The organism is Rhodococcus sp. ACT016 (assembly GCF_050477185.1).
Taxonomy (GTDB): domain Bacteria; phylum Actinomycetota; class Actinomycetes; order Mycobacteriales; family Mycobacteriaceae; genus Prescottella.
The window spans coordinates 946,000-962,514 of record NZ_JBEAET010000001.1 but is presented as its reverse complement, the minus strand read 5'-3'; the positions used below and the strand labels follow the sequence as shown (position 1 = coordinate 962,514).

Annotated in this window: 14 protein-coding genes and 1 pseudogene; 7 read left to right on the top strand and 8 right to left on the bottom strand. The window is 66.9% G+C overall.

The features are described from left to right. Positions 1-23: 23 nt before the first annotated feature. Together ACQ5DX_RS04580 and ACQ5DX_RS04575 are read left to right on the top strand one after the other, a co-directional pair. The gene (locus tag ACQ5DX_RS04580; protein ID WP_430331494.1) at positions 24-260 is read left to right on the top strand and encodes a PLDc N-terminal domain-containing protein; all 237 of its coding nucleotides are present in this window, start codon (positions 24-26) and stop codon (positions 258-260) included. Between the two features lie 150 nt (positions 261-410). Then, positions 411-821, top strand: coding sequence for a carboxymuconolactone decarboxylase family protein (locus tag ACQ5DX_RS04575; protein WP_430331493.1), 411 nt, complete (start codon positions 411-413; stop codon positions 819-821). Here ACQ5DX_RS04575 and kstD read toward each other — a convergent pair. From kstD to ACQ5DX_RS04560, 3 genes and pseudogenes are all read right to left on the bottom strand, one after another. After that, complete coding sequence (gene kstD, locus ACQ5DX_RS04570) at positions 808-2,511, bottom strand: 3-oxosteroid 1-dehydrogenase (protein ID WP_430331492.1); 1,704 nt, start codon at positions 2,509-2,511, stop codon at positions 808-810. The two genes, ACQ5DX_RS04575 and kstD, sit on opposite strands and share 14 nt — an antisense overlap. A 388-nt stretch (positions 2,512-2,899) precedes the next feature. Next, a pseudogene (locus tag ACQ5DX_RS04565) lies at positions 2,900-3,186 on the bottom strand (alpha/beta fold hydrolase); the annotation flags it as partial. A gap of 404 nt (positions 3,187-3,590) precedes the next feature. Beyond that, a complete protein-coding gene (locus ACQ5DX_RS04560) occupies positions 3,591-4,901 on the bottom strand; it encodes a PhoH family protein (RefSeq protein ID WP_430331491.1) in 1,311 nt (436 codons plus the stop codon). A 362-nt stretch (positions 4,902-5,263) separates the two neighbouring features. Between ACQ5DX_RS04560 and ACQ5DX_RS04555 the strand changes: the two genes are divergently transcribed. After that, entirely contained in the window at positions 5,264-6,037 is a 774-nt protein-coding gene (locus tag ACQ5DX_RS04555) for an SDR family NAD(P)-dependent oxidoreductase (protein ID WP_430331490.1), read from the top strand. 102 nt (positions 6,038-6,139) lie between these two features. On the opposite strand, the gene glyA is transcribed toward ACQ5DX_RS04555, so the two are convergent. After that, the gene (gene glyA, locus ACQ5DX_RS04550) at positions 6,140-7,450 is read right to left on the bottom strand and encodes a serine hydroxymethyltransferase (RefSeq protein WP_430331489.1); all 1,311 of its coding nucleotides are present in this window, start codon (positions 7,448-7,450) and stop codon (positions 6,140-6,142) included. Between the two features lie 58 nt (positions 7,451-7,508). Continuing rightward, positions 7,509-8,762 carry a DUF885 domain-containing protein gene (locus tag ACQ5DX_RS04545; RefSeq protein WP_430331488.1) on the bottom strand — a complete coding sequence of 418 codons (1,254 nt, stop codon included), beginning with the start codon at positions 8,760-8,762 and terminating at the stop codon, positions 7,509-7,511. Between the two features lie 160 nt (positions 8,763-8,922). On the opposite strand from ACQ5DX_RS04545, the gene coaA reads away from it, so the two are divergent. After that, positions 8,923-9,855 carry a type I pantothenate kinase gene (coaA, locus tag ACQ5DX_RS04540; protein ID WP_430331487.1) on the top strand — a complete coding sequence of 311 codons (933 nt, stop codon included), beginning with the start codon at positions 8,923-8,925 and terminating at the stop codon, positions 9,853-9,855. A gap of 52 nt (positions 9,856-9,907) precedes the next feature. On the opposite strand, the gene ACQ5DX_RS04535 is transcribed toward coaA, so the two are convergent. Together ACQ5DX_RS04535 and ACQ5DX_RS04530 are read right to left on the bottom strand one after the other, a co-directional pair. Next, positions 9,908-11,047, bottom strand: coding sequence for a serine hydrolase domain-containing protein (locus tag ACQ5DX_RS04535; RefSeq protein ID WP_430331486.1), 1,140 nt, complete (start codon positions 11,045-11,047; stop codon positions 9,908-9,910). After that, positions 11,044-12,378, bottom strand: a complete 1,335-nt coding sequence (locus ACQ5DX_RS04530) for a flavin-containing monooxygenase (protein ID WP_430331485.1) — start codon at positions 12,376-12,378, stop codon at positions 11,044-11,046. Before ACQ5DX_RS04530 ends, ACQ5DX_RS04535 begins: the two co-directional genes overlap by 4 nt. A 129-nt stretch (positions 12,379-12,507) precedes the next feature. On the opposite strand from ACQ5DX_RS04530, the gene ACQ5DX_RS04525 reads away from it, so the two are divergent. Next, entirely contained in the window at positions 12,508-13,137 is a 630-nt protein-coding gene (locus ACQ5DX_RS04525) for a TetR/AcrR family transcriptional regulator (protein ID WP_430331484.1), read from the top strand. Positions 13,138-13,171: 34 nt separating this feature from the next. Here ACQ5DX_RS04525 and ACQ5DX_RS04520 read toward each other — a convergent pair whose 3' ends face one another. Next, complete coding sequence (locus ACQ5DX_RS04520) at positions 13,172-13,939, bottom strand: isoprenyl transferase (protein ID WP_430331483.1); 768 nt, start codon at positions 13,937-13,939, stop codon at positions 13,172-13,174. A 181-nt stretch (positions 13,940-14,120) separates the two neighbouring features. Between ACQ5DX_RS04520 and trhA the strand changes: the two genes are divergently transcribed. Both trhA and ACQ5DX_RS04510 read left to right on the top strand, forming a co-directional pair. Next, on the top strand, positions 14,121-14,804 hold the full coding sequence (gene trhA, locus ACQ5DX_RS04515; RefSeq protein WP_430331482.1) for a PAQR family membrane homeostasis protein TrhA: 684 nt from the start codon (positions 14,121-14,123) through the stop codon (positions 14,802-14,804). 91 nt (positions 14,805-14,895) lie between these two features. Beyond that, positions 14,896-16,383, top strand: a complete 1,488-nt coding sequence (locus ACQ5DX_RS04510) for a wax ester/triacylglycerol synthase domain-containing protein (RefSeq protein WP_430331481.1) — start codon at positions 14,896-14,898, stop codon at positions 16,381-16,383. Positions 16,384-16,515: the final 132 nt, after the last annotated feature.

Here is a 16,515-nt window from a genome sequence, read left to right as displayed (position 1 = left end):
ACATCGGTTGAGGGGGTTTCTTCGTGGAAGAACACGACGTGTTGCTGCCGCTGAGCTTCGACATCCAAGCGACGCTCATCATGCTCGCCTATCCCTCGCTCGTCATCGCGGCGCTCATCTCGATCTTCCGCGTCCCGCACGACCGGGCTGGATCGAAGTTCTGGTGGTCCGCGCTGGTCATCGTGCTGCCTCTGATCGGCGCGGCGGCATGGTTCCTGTTCGGCGCACCGCCGCTGCGACGGCGAGCGAAGCTGCAGTAGCGACGTCGAAGGAAGGAACCGAGGTAGCCGAGCCGAACATCGCCACGTTCCACTGAAGATCACAGCCGTGAGCGGGGCTAGTAGGCTCGCAGTTCGTGCGGTACCGGCGAGATGTGCCGCTGAATCCTCCCCACAGGAAGTCGACGGCGAATGACCGAGCACGAGAACACCTCCCCCGCATTCCAGGCCGGAATCGACGTGCGCACCGAGGTGATGGGCGCCGACTTCGTCGAGCGGGCCTTCGAACGCACCCGCGGCACGGATTCCGAGGACATCCAGGAGTTCATCACCGAGCACGTGTGGGGATCGGTTTGGACGCGCCCGGGTCTGGACCGCCGCAGCCGCAGCCTGCTCAACCTCGGCATGCTCATCGCGCTGCGCGCCGAGAACGAACTGCGTGGCCACGTGCGCGGCGCCCTGCGGAACGGGTTGACCCGCACCGAGATCGTGGAGGCCGTCATCCACGCGAGCGCGTACTGCGGCGCGCCCGCCGGGCTGGCCGCGATGCGCGTGGTGCAGGAGGTCCTCGAGGCCGAGCTGGGTCCGCTCAGCGACGACTGACCGGCTTGCCTGCTTTCTCCGCAATGTCCAGCGCGGCAAGGTAACCGAAGACCAGCGCGGGCCCGATCGTGGCGCCAGGTCCGGCGTAGGTGTGGCCCATGACGGGCGCGCTGGTGTTGCCGGCCGCGTACAGGCCCTCGATCACCGAACCGTCCTCACGCAGGGCGTGCCCGGCGATGTCGGTGACGATGCCGCCCTTGGTGCCGAGGTCGCCCGGGACGATCTGCGCGGCGTAGAACGGCGGCTTGTTCAGCTCGCCCAGGCTCGGGTTGGGCTTGTTGGTGATGTCGCCGTAGTAGTGGTCGTACTTGCTCTCACCGCGGTGGAAGTCCCCGTCGACGCCCGTGCGCGCGAATACGTTGAACCGCTGGACCGTTGCGGCCACCTTGTCGGCGGGCACACCGATCTTCTCGGCGAGCGCCTCGATGCTCGCCGCCTTGACGATCGCCCCGCTCTCCAGCCACCTGCGCGGCAGCGGGGCGCGGGCGGTGACACCGGCGAACAGGTAGCGGTCGCGGTAGGTCTGGTCGAAGATCAGCCAGCACGGCAGGTTCTCGCCCGGCCCCTCGCCCTGCCCGAACTCGCCGCCGTACATCCGGTGGGTCGCCTCGACGTAGGGCAGCGACTCGTTCATGAACCGCTCGCCGCGGTCGTTGATCATGAGGCTGCGCGGCAGCGAGCGCTCCGCGAGCGCGAACCACGGACCCTTTGGCAGCGGGATCGACGGCGCCCACCATGCGTCGTCCATGAAATCGATTGCGGCACCGACCTTCAGACCTGCGTTGATGCCGTCACCGGTGTTCGACGGCGCACCGATCGTCCAGTCGGCGCCGATGGGCGCGCGCTGGTACTTCTTGCGCATCTCGTCGTTGGCGTCGAACCCGCCGGACGCGAGGACGACGCCGCACTCGGCGTGGAGCGTGCGCCTCTCACCATCGGATTCGACGACGATTCCGGTGACGCGGCCGTCCTCGACCACCAGGTCGACCAACCCGGTGTTCAGCCACATCGGAATCCCCGCCCGCCGCACTCCCAGCAGCAACTCCGCCATGAGCGCGGCGCCCATGCCGATCAGCTTCTGTCGCCGAGCCTTCGCGATGAACGTGCGCAGACCGACGCGGACCATGCGGACCGGACCCCGCCAGTGCCGGAGTCCGGTGCTGAGCCAGCGGTAATCCGATTGCTTCACAACGACGTTCAGTGGAGCCTTGCTGTACGCCGGATGCAGCGTGTCCAGGTCGTCACCGAGTGCACGGGCGTCGAACGGCTTGGGTTCGCACGACCGCCCGGTGGACAGTCCGCCCGGCGCCTCCGGGTAGTAGTCGGAGTAGTTCTTGACCCACTCGAGTTTCAGCGCCGAGTTGTCGATGAGGAACTGCAGCGCCTCGGGACCGCGGTCGATGTACGTGTCGATTCGCACCGGATCGACACCGGGACCGATGATGCTGTGCAGGTAGCGGCGCGCGGCTTCGACGTCGTCGGCCGGGGCATCGCGCTTCAGCACCGAGTTGCCGGGGATCCAGACACCGCCGCCGGACCGCGACGTCGAACCGCCCCAGTACTGCGACTTCTCGACGATGACAGTCTTCAGGCCTTGCTTGGCGGCCGTGATGGCCGCCGCCATGCCGGCACCACCGGCACCAACCACGACGACGTCGAACCGCTCGCCCGTGTCCGCGTTCCCTGCCATGACCACCCCTCGGTGCGCACTGGAATGTGATGCCCAGAATCTAGAACACGTTTCAGTATTGATCAACGGTTTGAGACAGGACCGGCCTCGACCTGCGGGGTGTCCATCGACAGACACAGATCCGCAACCACGGGAGAGCAGGATGGCAGGGCGCACGCGGCAGGTTCACCGGCCGGACAGGCTGCGCAGAAATGAGAGTTGAAGCACAATCGCCACGAAAGTGCGGCGCAGGTCGCTATGGTCGTCGGCGCGGTGTCCGAGCCCAACCCCGACTGGGCTCGGACACCGCATCGCGGGAGGTCGTCCCACCCCCGACGAATGGGAACCTCTTCAATGAGGCTCCCACGAGCACCGTTGCATCTACGTTGCATCGCTTCCGGAGCGCTCTGCCGCCGCCGTGCCCGGCGTCGTCGACCACCACGAGCCGACTTCCCGCCCACAGCCGCGAGAGTTCCCAGGCGGTGTCGAGCGGCCCGGACACGTCGTACCGCCCGGTGCCGGAGCAAGCGGCGTGCCCGACGTGATCGCACCCAGCGCCATGGCGATCACCCGGCCCGGGTGCGTCTGTGCGTAGACCAGCCCCAGGGGGACACCCCAGGACACGCCGACGACGATCCACCGCTCGATCCCGAGGTGTTCACGGAGCCGCTCGATGTCGGCGATCAGATGCGCCGTCGGCCGCCGGACACGTCCAGGAGACCGGATTCGTAGGGTTGCGGGGCTGGTGAGGACTCGACCAGGCACTCGAGTCTGGCATTCGCGCCGGCCGGTTCCACATCGCTTTTCGGCGATCGACTACCTGTCACTGCGCCGGCGAGGGTGAAATACCCGGATGAAATCTCACTTTCGGCCCGTTTCAGATTGCCGGGGACGTTCCGGGCGGATAGCGTCACAGGCGCTGCTTATCCTCTGTCAAAGCAGTCGAGAACTCGCCCATACCCCGACGCGGGCGAGCGCTCAACCGCCGGGCGGTGGGTTCGGTCACGCCGGTTGAATGCCACCGCCCGGCACTCCTCCCCTCGGGAGCGCCGGGCGACTGCAGGATCCAACTGTTCCCACCCCCGGTCGGTGTTCGACGCTCAGGCGTTGGGCCCGAACTCCTCCAACATCTCCGTGACGAGGGCCGCGATCGGCGACCGCTCACTGCGGGTGAGGGTGATGTGCGCGAACAGCGGGTGTCCCTTGAGCTTCTCGATCACGGCGGCCACACCGTCGTGCCGCCCGACGCGCAGGTTGTCACGCTGGGCGACGTCGTGGGTGAGCACCACCCGGGATCCGGTGCCGAGACGGGACAGCACGGTCAACAACACGTTGCGCTCGAGGGACTGCGCCTCGTCGACGATCACGAACGAATCGTGCAGCGATCGACCTCGAATGTGCGTGAGCGGCAGCACTTCCAGCATGCCGCGGCTCATCACCTCGTCCATGACCTCGGGGCTCGCGAGTCCATCGAGGGTGTCGAAAACGGCCTGCGCCCACGGCTCCATCTTCTCGCTCTCGCTGCCGGGCAGGTAGCCGAGTTCCTGGCCGCCGACCGCGTAGAGCGGCCGGAACACGACGACCTTGCGATGGCTGCGGCGCTCGAGCACCGCCTCGAGCCCGGCGGTCAAGGCGAGGGCCGACTTGCCCGTGCCGGCCTTGCCACCGAGCGAGACGATCCCCACGCTCTCGTCGAGCAGCAGATCCAGCGCAACCCGCTGCTCCGCGGACCGTCCGTGCAGACCGAACGCCTCCCGCTCGCCCCGCACCAATTGCACACGCTTGTCCGGCGTGACCCGCCCGAGAGCACTCGAGGTGCCACCCAGCAGCCGAATACCCGTGTGGCACGGTAGCTCCCGTGCCTCGTCGATGTCGACGACTCCCTCCGCGAACAGGGCATCGATGACGCCGGGCGCGACGCCCAGTTCGGTCATGCCCGTCCACCCCGAGGGGACGACGTCGTGCGCGCGGAACTCGTCGGCCGGTAGACCGACGGCGCCGGCCTTGACCCGCAACGGAATGTCCTTGCTGACGAGAACGACGTCTCGGCCCTCGGCCGCGAGGTTGAGCGCACACGCGAGGATTCTGGAATCGTTGCTGTCCGTGCGGAATCCGACCGGCAGGACTGATGGGTCGGTGTGGTTGAGCTCCACCTGGAGGGTGCCGTTCTCGGAGCCGATCGGCACCGGACGGTCGAGGCGACCGAACTCCAGACGGAGATCGTCGAGCATCCGCAGCGCTTCGCGGGCGAACCATCCCAGCTCGTGATGGTGTCGTTTGTCCTCGAGCTCGCTGATCACGACCAGCGGCAGGACCACCTCGTGTTCGGCGAACCTGGTGACGGCCCACGGATCCGAGAGCAGGACCGAGGTGTCGAGGACATAGGTGCGGACGGAGCTGATTGCGGTCACGTGAGGCTCCTCGTGTCTGCGTGGCACCCGCGCAAACGTATTCGCTGGACCGGTCCGAACCCGATGTGTCAATCGACACGAGGGCCGGGTGCCGGCCCCCTCGCACTGAACAGATCAGCCACGATCAGGACCTCCCGTACAGACGGCTTCACCTGCTGCCTGTTACCCCCGGACGGTACGCCTGCCGACCATCCGGACAGTGAACGAACACGGCGTGTCGAGTGAACTGCGCAGCGCCGATCCGTGCCGATTACGAAGGTGATCGTGTTCGTGAGCGTTGACGTCGACGCATTCGTGCGTAGTTTCGATCTCAGAGCTGCTCAGATGCCGATCCTCGTGACGGCGAGGCCAGGGAGTCCGACGTGAATGACGACTTCGGGATTGCAGGAAAGACCGCGTTGGTCACGGGATCAGGACGGAACATCGGGCGGGCGATTCTGCTCGAACTCGCCGGCCGTGGTGCGAACGTCATCGTCAACGCCCGCAGCGACGAGGCGGAGGCGACCGCAGTGGCTGAGGAGGCCGAGCGTCTCGGCGCCCGCTCGCTCGTGGTGATGGGGGACGCCTCCGACAAAGGCACCGTCGAACGTATGCGCACAGAGGCCGAAAAGTCCTTCGGCGGCGTGGACATCTACGTCAGCAACGCAGCTCGCCGGCTGTACAAGGACTTCTTCGAGACCACTGACGAGGACTGGCATTCCCACCTGAACCAGCAGCTCACCGCCTCTTGGTATCTGGCCGAAGCATTCGTGCCCGGCATGCGCGCTCGCGGCTGGGGCCGGGTGCTGCACATCAACGGCGAGGACGGCTGGCTGGGCGGCTGGAGCCGCATCCCCCATTCGGTCGGAAAGGGCGGACTTCGCACGCTGACCAAGTCCCTCGCCCACGGGTTGGGTGAGTTCGGCATAACCGTCAACGACGTGTCGCCCGGCTTCATCGACACCGCCCGCGACATGGAGACGCATCCGGAGGTAACCAGGGAGCGTACGGAGAAGTTCCTCCAGGACATCCCGATCCGACGTCAGCCGACACCCGAGGAGCTCGCATGGGCATGCGCCTTCCTGTGCTCGACACGCTCCGCTGCCATCACCGGGGCGGTCATCCACGTCAACGGCGGCCAGTGGATGTTCGGATAAGGCCCCGCTGTGAATCATCCTTGTCCACAATAGTTTCCAGGCGCCGAGATGCACGACGGCCCGCACCCCGTAGGGTGTGGGCCGTCGTCGCGGTCCGAAGGATCAGGCCTTGGGCAGCAGGCCCCAGTTCTCCAGCCCGTCGTACAGCGGGAAGTCCTGCGCCAGCTTCGACACCCGCGCACGCAACGCCGGCACGTCCGCGCCGGCACCCTGGGCGAGGGCGGTCGCGATGATGTCCGCGACCTCGGTGAACTCCGCGTCCCCGAAACCACGCGTGGCCAGCGCCGGCGTACCGATCCGCAGACCCGACGGGTTCATCGGCGGACGCGGATCGAACGGCACCGCATTGCGGTTGACCGTGATCCCGATCTCGTGCAGCAGATCCTCACCCTGCTGACCGTCGAGCTGCGAATGCCGCAGATCCACCAACACCAGATGCACGTCCGTGCCACCGGTGAGCACGGAGATGCCGTTGCCGGCGACGTCCGCGCCGCCGAGCCGCTCGGCCAGGATCCGCGCCCCGGCGAGCGTGCGTTCCTGACGGGCCTTGAACTCCGGAGTACCGGCGATCTTCATCGCCACGGCCTTCGCGGCGATCGCGTGCATCAGCGGCCCACCCTGCTGGCCCGGGAACACCGACGAGTTCAGCTTCTTCGCCCACTCCTGCTTCGCCAGGATCATGCCCGAACGCGGGCCACCGAGCGTCTTGTGGACCGTGGTGGAGACAACGTCCGCGTGCGGCACCGGCGACGGGTGCAGACCCGCGGCCACCAGACCGGCGAAGTGCGCCATGTCGACCCACAACTTCGCGCCGATCTCGTCGGCGATCGACCGGAACGCCGCGAAATCGAGGTGACGCGGGTACGCCGACCAGCCGGCGATCAGCACCTGCGGGCGCTCCCGCAGCGCGGTCTCACGCACCTGGTCCATGTCGACCACATGGGTGTCCTCCCGGACACCGTACGAGGCGACCTCGTACAGCTTGCCCGAGAAGTTCAGCTTCATCCCGTGCGTGAGGTGCCCGCCGTGGGCGAGGTCCATGCCCATCAGCTTCTCGCCCGGGTTCATCAGCGCCATCAGCACCGCGGCGTTGGCCTGCGCACCCGCGTGCGGCTGCACGTTCGCGAACTCGGCGCCGAAGACCTCCTTCGCGCGGTTACGGGCCAGATCCTCGACCACGTCGACGTACTCGCAGCCGCCGTAGTAGCGGCGACCCGGGTAACCCTCGGCGTACTTGTTGGTCAGCACGCTGCCCTGGGCCTCGAGCACCGCGCGGGGAACGAAGTTCTCCGACGCGATCATCTCCAGGGTGTCACGCTGACGCGACAACTCACCCGCCATCGCGGTAGCGACCTCGGGGTCCAGTTCGGCGAGGGACGCGGTGTTCACGTCGGTGGCAGGCACAGCAGTCATCAGCGAATCTCCAGGCTGGATTGCGGAAGTATCGCCCTCAGTCTAAGGAACGCGGGTGTCAGTTCCCCAATGCGGCTCCGCCGCTGCTCGTCACCTCGTCGCGCAGCGCCCCCGGAGTGAGGGGTTCGTCGAGCAGCCGGCGGAACCGCGCGGACCGCTCGGGACCCACCGGAGCCTGCGTCAGCCAGCCCCCGAGCAGCCGGTAGCCCTCGACATACGTGCTGATGTAGGCGCGCCACAGCGGCGACGACAGGAACCGCAGGCTCTGCTTGGCCCGCTCCGGACTCGACAGCGTCCAGCGCTGCAGGAAGGCCTGGACGTCGTCGACACTTGCCCGACGGTCGTGCAGCAGCAGCGCGGCGTCCTGCCGCACGCCGAGCAGTCCGCTCGACGCCGCCGACAACTCCTCGGCCCGGTGCCCGTCGAACCGCAGGCCCAGGTCCGCATAGATCTCCTGCGCCCAGGCACCCCAGCCCGAACCCGACTGACGGCTCGACGCGGTTCCGACGATGGATTCGAGCGCCAGGTCCGCGAGCCCCTCGGCCATAAGGCACTGCGGGGTGTTGACCACGAACAGCGTCTGCTCGAGCTGTCCGGCGCCGACCAGACCCGCCTCCTTCCGGCAGTGCTCGGTGTGGTGGCCCGGGTACGACTCGTGGGCGATCAGCCGCGGCAGGTTAGACATGTGCTGATCGAGGTCGGAGTTGATCGCGACCGTGGACCGGTAACCGCCGAGGTAGTAGTTGAACCCGGACCACGGCTTGTCGCCGACCACCTCGTAGTCGACGCGCTCGGTCTCGGGCAGGGCGTATTCGGCCCGCACCCGGTCGCGCAGCGCACTGTTGAACGCGTCGACGCAGTCCCGCAGCCGATCCGGTGGGATGCGGTCGGAAACCCGGTACGCCTCCATCCGCTCGGCCAGCGTGCCCGGACCGGGCAGCACGGCGTCCATGCGTCGGTGGGCCTCGCGGTACTCGTCCTCGTCGCCCGGCTCGATCCGGACGTCGAAGTACGCCGCGACCTCGTCGACGAAACCGATGTCGTCGCCCGCGAACTTGCGTGCCGAGCATTCGAGGGCCGTCAGGTGCGCGTCGAGGAAGCGTGTCCGCTCCTCCGAGAATCCGGCGCCCGCGAGTTCCGCACGCAGCGCGCGGGCGTCGCCGGCGAGTCGGCGCGGATCCGGCCGGGGCTCGTTCTCGACCTGTCGGCGCAGCGCGGGGTCACCGGTGTAGGCGTCGACGAAGCCCTCTTCGAGGCGGTCGAACCGCAGGCCCAGCAGGAGGTAGTCGCGTACCAATGCGTCCGGTTCCATGCTCGGGACAGTAGTCCTTTACCTGTGGTTTCCGCCGGGAGGCGGACCCGGCGCAGCGGGCGCCTGTGGCTGCGAGCACAATTTGCCTCATGCACCTGCCTCCCCTCAGCACGCGCATGCACCGGTCGCATTCGAAGCCGCCCTCCCGGGAGGTGCATCGATGGCACGGGTGAGCGAATCGAGCCCCTATGTCGAGTTCGACCGCAAGCAGTGGCGCAAGCTCCGCAAGTCGACGCCGCTCGTGCTCACCGAGGAAGAGCTCGTCGGGCTCCGCGGTCTCGGTGAACAGATCGACCTCGACGAAGTTGCCGAGGTCTACCTCCCGCTCGCTCGTCTGATCCACTTGCAGGTTGCCGCCCGCCAACGACTGTTCGCCGCCACCGCAACCTTCCTCGGCGAGAAGCACCCCGATCGCCAGGTGCCGTTCGTCATCGGCGTCGCCGGCAGTGTGGCGGTCGGCAAGTCGACCACGGCCCGCGTGCTGCAGGCCCTCCTCGCCCGCTGGGAACACCACCCGAGGGTCGACCTCGTCACCACCGACGGCTTCCTCTACCCCACCGCCGAGCTCACACGCCGGGGCATCATGCACCGCAAGGGTTTTCCCGAGAGCTACGACCGTCGCAAGCTGTTGCGGTTCGTCACGGAGGTGAAGTCCGGCGCCGAAGAGGTTACGGCCCCTGTGTACTCGCACATCTCGTACGACGTGATTCCGGGCCAGTACCACCTCGTCCGCCAGCCCGACATCCTCATCATCGAGGGGCTCAACGTGCTGCAGACCGGCCCGCGGCTGATGGTCTCGGACCTGTTCGACTTCTCGATCTACGTCGACGCCCGCATCGAGGACATCGAGGCGTGGTACATCAAACGCTTTCTGGCGCTGCGCAAGACGTCGTTCGCCGACCCGGACGCGCACTTCCATCACTACGCAGCGTTGTCGGACGAGCACGCGACGCTGGCCGCCGAGGACATCTGGAACTCCATCAACCGACCGAACCTGGTCGAGAACATCCTGCCGACCCGTCCGCGCGCCACGCTCGTGCTGCGCAAGGACGCCGACCACACCATCAACCGGCTGCGCCTGCGCAAGCTCTGATCAGGTACGGGTGTCCTTTGCGTTCCCCTCGAGACGCAAAGGACACCCGGGTCTACAGGCCCGCGTACGCCTGCGCGACGTACTCCTCGGTGCGCGGCGCACCGAGGAGTTGCGGGGTCATCTTGTTCATGACGTAGGAGAACGTCATCCGGCGGTCGAGATCGTTGACGACGATCGAGCCGCCGTATCCCGTCCACCAGCACACCCGCCCCTCGGGCATCGACGGATGGACGGCGGGCGCGGGCAGCGCGTAGCCGAGACCGAAGCGCAGCGACGCACCCAGCACCTGATCGACGCCGTCGGCCTGCACGTCGAAGATCCGGTCGACCGTCTCGGGGCGGAGCAACTGCTCCCCCGACGCGGTTCGTCCGCCGTGCGAGACGACCGACTGCACCGACGCGACCGACCGCGCGTTGCCGTGCCCGTTGGCGCCCCCGATCTCGGCGCCGCGCCACAGGCGACTCGACGTCTCCGGCACCGGAATCACCGGGTTCGCCATCGTCTTGACGAAAACACCGTCGGGCGGCAGTGCCGCATAGTCGAATCCGGTGGGCGGCGGCGCCACCAGCGGGGCGACCCGCCCGTCGACGTCGGCCGGTGTGCCGATCAGGTAGTCGGCGCCGCACGCGTCGGCCACCTCGCCGGCGAAGAACTCGCCCAGGCTGCGCCCGGTGACGCGGCGAACCATCCCGCCGACCAGGTGCCCGTAGTTGGTCGCGTGATAGCCCGAGGCCGTCCCCGGCTCCCACCACGGCGCCTGCTGCGCCAGGAGATCCTCCGCCCGGACGTCGTCGCAGATGTCGGCGAGCGTGACCGCCTCCTGCCACCCGCTCACGCCCGACGTGTGCCCCAGCACGTGCCGCACCAGCACGCCGTCCTTGCCGTTCGCGCCGAACTCCGGCCAGTAGCGGGCCACCGGGGCGTCCAGGTCCAACAGGCCACGGTCGACGAGCACCAGCGCCGCGAGCGCGGTCATCGTCTTCGTCAACGAGTACGTGTTGACGACGGTGTCCTTCACCCAGCGCGCGCCGGTGTCGACATCGGCGACACCGCCCCACAGGTCCACCACGGTCTCCCCGTCGCACACCACGCACACCGACGCGCCCGCGTCGGTGCCGTCGTCGAGATTGCGCTGCAACAGCTCTCGCAGACCCCCGAAGGCAGGATCGGCGAAACCCTCGACGGAGGTCATCGCGCACCCACCGGGGTCTGCTGCGCCCGCTTCTCACCGGCCGCGATCTCCTTCTTCAGGTCACGCACATACCGCGCGAAGTCGACCTGGATGGTGTGCCGCGGCGCCTGGTAGTACTGCGCCAGGCTGGCGGCGTCGTCGACCGAGATGATCCGCTGCATCTCGTCGTCGGTCGGCGGTTGGTAGGCCCCGGTCAGCACGCCGGCGACGAGTTTGCTCTGCTGCTCGGCGAGATTGACGATAGTCGGCGACGCCTGCGCGAGCCCCACGAAGAAGAGGTTGTCGACGCCGGGCTGCATGATCCGCTTGAACAGCGGGAACCGGTGCTGCGAATCCGGTTGCAGTGCCGGGTCGTCGAAGAACGGGAAGCTCATGTTGTAGCCGGTGGCGCACACGATCACATCGGCGAGGATCCGTCGTCCGTCGACGAGCCGGACGTGATCGCCGTCGAGCGACTCGATCGCCGGAACGCACGTCAGGTCGCCGGATCCGGCCTTGGCGAGGAAGTCGATGCTCACCGACGGGTGCGCACCGAGCGGCTCGTGGTCGGGCTCGGGCAGCCCGTAGTCCTGCATCCGACCGAGCGACTTCTTGATCTTGCGGCGCGCGATGGCCAGCCCCAGCTTCTTGGGCATCCACGGCGGCATCATCATCTTGTCGGCCGGCTTGCCCTCGCGGTACTTGGTCAGCACCCACACGCCGCGCCGCGCCGACACCCACACGTGCTTGGCGATCGACCGGTGTGACAACTCGGACGCGATGTCCAGCGCCGAGTTGCCCATCCCGACCACCACGATGTTCTTGCCGCGCATGTCGATCGGCTCGAACGCGTTGAGGTAGTCGTGGCTGTGGATGATCTGTCCGTCGAACGTGCCCGGGTACTCGGGCATCCGCGGGTCCCAATGGTGACCGTTCGCGACGACGAGCGCGTCGTACGTGCGGGTCTCTCCGGTGTCGAGCGTGACCGCCCACATCCCGTCGGCGAGTCGCTCGGCCTTCTCGACCATCGTGTCGAACGTGATGGTGTCGCGCAGGCCGAACTTCTCGACGTAGTCGCGGAAGTAGCCGTGCATGAGCGAGTGGTGCGGAAAGTGCGGCCAGTCGGTCGGGACCGGGAAGTCCTCGAACTGGAGCCGCGTCGACGACGTGTCGATGTGCAGACTCTCGTAGCACGACGACATGCCGGTGGGGTTCTTGTAGTACCAGTTGCCACCGATGTCGTCGGACGCTTCGAAGCAGTCGTACGGAATCCCGTGGTCCTTGAGGCGTTTGGCCGTGGTGAACCCGGAACAACCGGCACCGATGATGCACACCTTGGGCAGCTGAGGCATGGAAGTTCCTTTCCCTCAATCGGATTGCGCAGACCCACCGCAGAAAACGTGATCTGCGTCATAGAACCGGATTCACTGACATGCTGTCAAGCGAATCGTCGACGTACGATTCCGGTCAGGAGGTATGCGGTGTACGAGATCGACCCCGTCCCCGACAGGAAGCCGACGCAACGGGACGAACAGAAACGGCTGACACGACGGCGCCTCCTCGACTGCGCCCGGGAACAGTTCGCGGCCAACGGCTACGCAGCGGTGAAGATCGACGACATCGCGTCCGCGGCCGGCTGCAGCCGCGCCACGTTCTACCTGCACTTCACCAGCAAGACCGACGTACTACGCAAGATCGGCGCGGAGTCGATGGACCCTCGCGCGGTGTCGATCTACGCCGATCTCGACGAGGTCCTCGAGACCGGATCGCGCGACGAATTCACGCGCTGGATCGAGCGCGCCATCGACTGGTTCGACCGCAATCGCGCGATCCTTCCCGCCTGGGACGAGGCACTCGTCCTCGAACCGGACTTCCGCGAGCCCGCGCGCGAAGCGATAGCGGCGCTGCCGAACGCCATGCCGTCCTACCTGGCGCGCTGGGGTGTCGAACGCGAGCGGGAGGCCCGAGTGAGGATCGAACTCCTCGTCACCCAGCTCGAACGGTTCTTCACCCGCTGGGCCGTCCAGGGAACGATCGAGATCCCCCGCGACCAGGCCGCGGAGGTCCTCACCGACATCTGGTTCCCCGCCCTCACGCCGCCGGCGGGGTGATTCGAGTCAGGCGCCACTGTGCCGATGACGGCGCCTACGCGCCGAACCGCCGATGGCGGGCGGCGTAGTCGCGCAGCGCCCGTAGGAAGTCGACGCGACGGAACTCCGGCCAGTACGCCTCGGTGAACCAGATCTCCGAATAGGCGCTCTGCCACAACAGGAATCCCGACAGCCGCTGCTCCCCCGACGTCCGGATCACCAGGTCGGGATCGGGCTGCCCCGACGTGTACAGGTGGCCGTCGATGCCCTCGACACTCATCGCCTTGACGAGGTCGTCGCCCGTGAGGCCCTCGCGCAGCTTGTCCCGCAACAGCGACTGGACCGCGTCGGCGATCTCCTGGCGCCCTCCGTACCCGACCGCGACGTTGACGTGGGTGCCGGTCCGTCCACGCGTCCCCTCGGCGGCGTCGCGCAACCGCCGCGCCTGATCCTCGGGCAGCAGGTCGAGCGTGCCGACGATCTTGACGCTCCAGTTCTTTCCCGGAGCGGAGATCTCCTCGACCACCTCGGTGATGATCTCGAGCAGCGTGTCGAGTTCTTCCGGTTCGCGGCGCAGGTTCTCGGTGGACAGCAGGTAGATCGTCGCCATCTCGATACCGGCCGCGTCGCACCAACTGAGGAGTTCGGCGATCTTGCGCGCACCCATCCGGTGCCCGTGGCTGACGTCGGTGAATCCGTTCTCCCGCGCCCAACGCCGATTGCCGTCGCACATCACCGCCACATGGCGCGGATGCTGTAAACCGTCCAGACGGCGCAGGAGCCGTCGCTCGTAGATGCTGTACAGCAGGCCGCGCAACTTCACCTGGACATCACCACGGGAAGAAAGACTACGCCGCGAACACGTTCCACCCACGCCGACCGTCGCGCCCACCTGGTGTCGCGCACGCCTCACCTTGAATCCCTACCATCCTTACGCACCCGTAAGTTACGGTTCCGTAAGTTCTCCGGGTGCAATCGGCCCGAACCGACGACAGGGGCACACCATGACGGCTCTCGGGCTCGACGACCTCATCGCTCTGCCGGTCAAGCCGCGGATGCGCGGCTGGATCCACGCGTGGTCGCTCGTGGTCGCGGCGGTCGCGAGCATCACGCTGGTGACGCTCGCGTTCTCACTCGAGTCCGCGCGGGCGGGTGTCGCGACCGTCGTCTACTGCACCACCGTGTGCGGATTGTTCGCGGTGAGCGCGACGTACCACCGCGTCCACTGGCACACGGTCCGCGCACGAACGTGGATGAAGCGTGCCGATCATTCGATGATCTTCCTGTTCATCGCCGGTAGCTACACGCCGTTCGGCCTGTTGGCGCTGCCGCCGCACACAGGCGCGGTGCTGCTAACAGTCGTGTGGAGCGGCGCCATCGCCGGCATCGCGCTGAAGATGCTGTGGCCCACCGCCCCTCGCTGGGTGGGTGTGCCGTTGTACCTCCTGCTCGGCTGGGCGATCGTCCCCGTCGCCGGCGAACTGGTCCAGGAGGCCGGCGTGGCACCGATGATCCTGCTCGCCGTTGGTGGAGTCCTCTACAGCGTCGGGGCCATCCTGTACGCCACCAAGTGGCCCAACCCGTGGCCGCACACGTTCGGGCACCACGAGTTCTTCCACGCCGCAACCGCCGTCGCGGCCGTGTGCCATTTCGTCGCCGTATGTCTGGTGGTGTTCGGTAGTTCCTGATCGCCCGACTTGCGGTGAAGCGTCCCGAAACGGCCCGGAATATCCGACAATCTGCCTACTCTGAGCGGATCTGGCCCGACCAAGGAGCACTGTGACCACGACCGAGCAAACAGTTGCTGGAATTACCCAGTTGGCGCCCCAGGATGCCGAATTCGTGTACCACGAGGGCGAGCGCCACATTTCGAACTCGACCGGAATCTACATGTTCGACACCACCGGCGAGGACACACCGATCACACAGCGCGAGGCCGAGGAGTGGATGCGCGCGCGCCTGGGCTACAGCGGTGTCTTCACGCGGCGACTGCAACACCTGCCACTGGAACTCGACTACCCGTTCTGGGTGCCCGACCCCACGCTCGACCTCGCGAAGCACGTGGTCGTCGAACCGGTCGACGGGCCCGGCTGGGACGCCTTGCGCCGCCATATCTCCCGATTCTCCGGCAAGCCGCTGGACCTCACCCGGCCGCCGTGGCAGTTGCACTTCCTCACCGGAGTCACCGGCGTCGAGGGCCTTCCCGATCGGATGACGGTCGCTGTTCTTCGGTGCCACCACAGTTCCGGCGACGGGCTCACCGCCCGCGATCTGGGCCTGCGGATCTTCGGACGATCCGAAGTCCATCCGCCCGTTCCGTCGACATCCGAGAAGTGGTCCACAACCACCGAATTCGCGAAGGCGGTCTGGCGACTGCCCGAGCAGTGGCGTGCCTTCCGTGAGGGGCTCACGACCACCGGCGAAGCAGCCGAGCGCGTGACCGACGAGGTCAAGGCCGGCACGATCGCTGCGCCGGGGCCACGTCGGCCCGCTACTCGATTCAACCGACAGATCACCCCCGATCTGATATTCGACGTCGTGAGCTTCTCGCCGGACGACATCCGCGCGGTGCAGGCCGCGGTCGAGGGTGCGACCTTCAACGACGTTCTCCTTGCCACCATCTCGGGTGGACTCTCCGCGTACCTGGCCGAGAAGGGCGAGACCCCGAATGCCTCGCTGGCCGCGGTGGTCCCGATGTCGCTGCGGGGCACCCGACCGGGAGTCGCGAACCAGCCGGACAACAATCGCGCCAATCACCTCGCGCTGATGAGTGTCGACCTGCACATGGACATCGACGACCCACTCGAACGCCTGCGGGCGATCAATGCGTCGGTCCGCGCGGAGAAGCACCGCCACCGCCATCCCGATGTCCAGATCACAGCGTCCCGGGTGGAAACGTCACCGGCCTGGTTGCTGCGTGGAGTCAATTGGCTGATGCAGCTGCGCAAGCAACCGGAAAACACAGTCGAAACCGTCAACACGATGGTCAGCAACATCCCGTGGACGGGCGACGACCTGGTGCTGCGCGGCGCGCCCCTGGTCCGCAGTTTCGGCATCCTCGGAATCATCGACCAGGTGGGGCTCAGACACCTGATCGTGTCCCATCACGACGACGAGATCGAGATCTCGTTCTGTACCGACACCGCGATGATGCCGGATACGGATCGTTACAAAGAACTTCTCACCAGGGCATTCCGGAAGTTGGTCGACCGTTCAAATGAATCGGCGACGGAAAGCATTTCTACCGAATCCCGAGAAATTTCCTGAAACCGACCCATCATGCTGTGACCGGTTGTTACCGTCTCATTGCGTCACGGGCAATCCGACCGTGATACATGGACCGGTGCCAATCCGATCAATTGTGTTTTGCCGGATTCGATGCCGGGCAATTACATATGT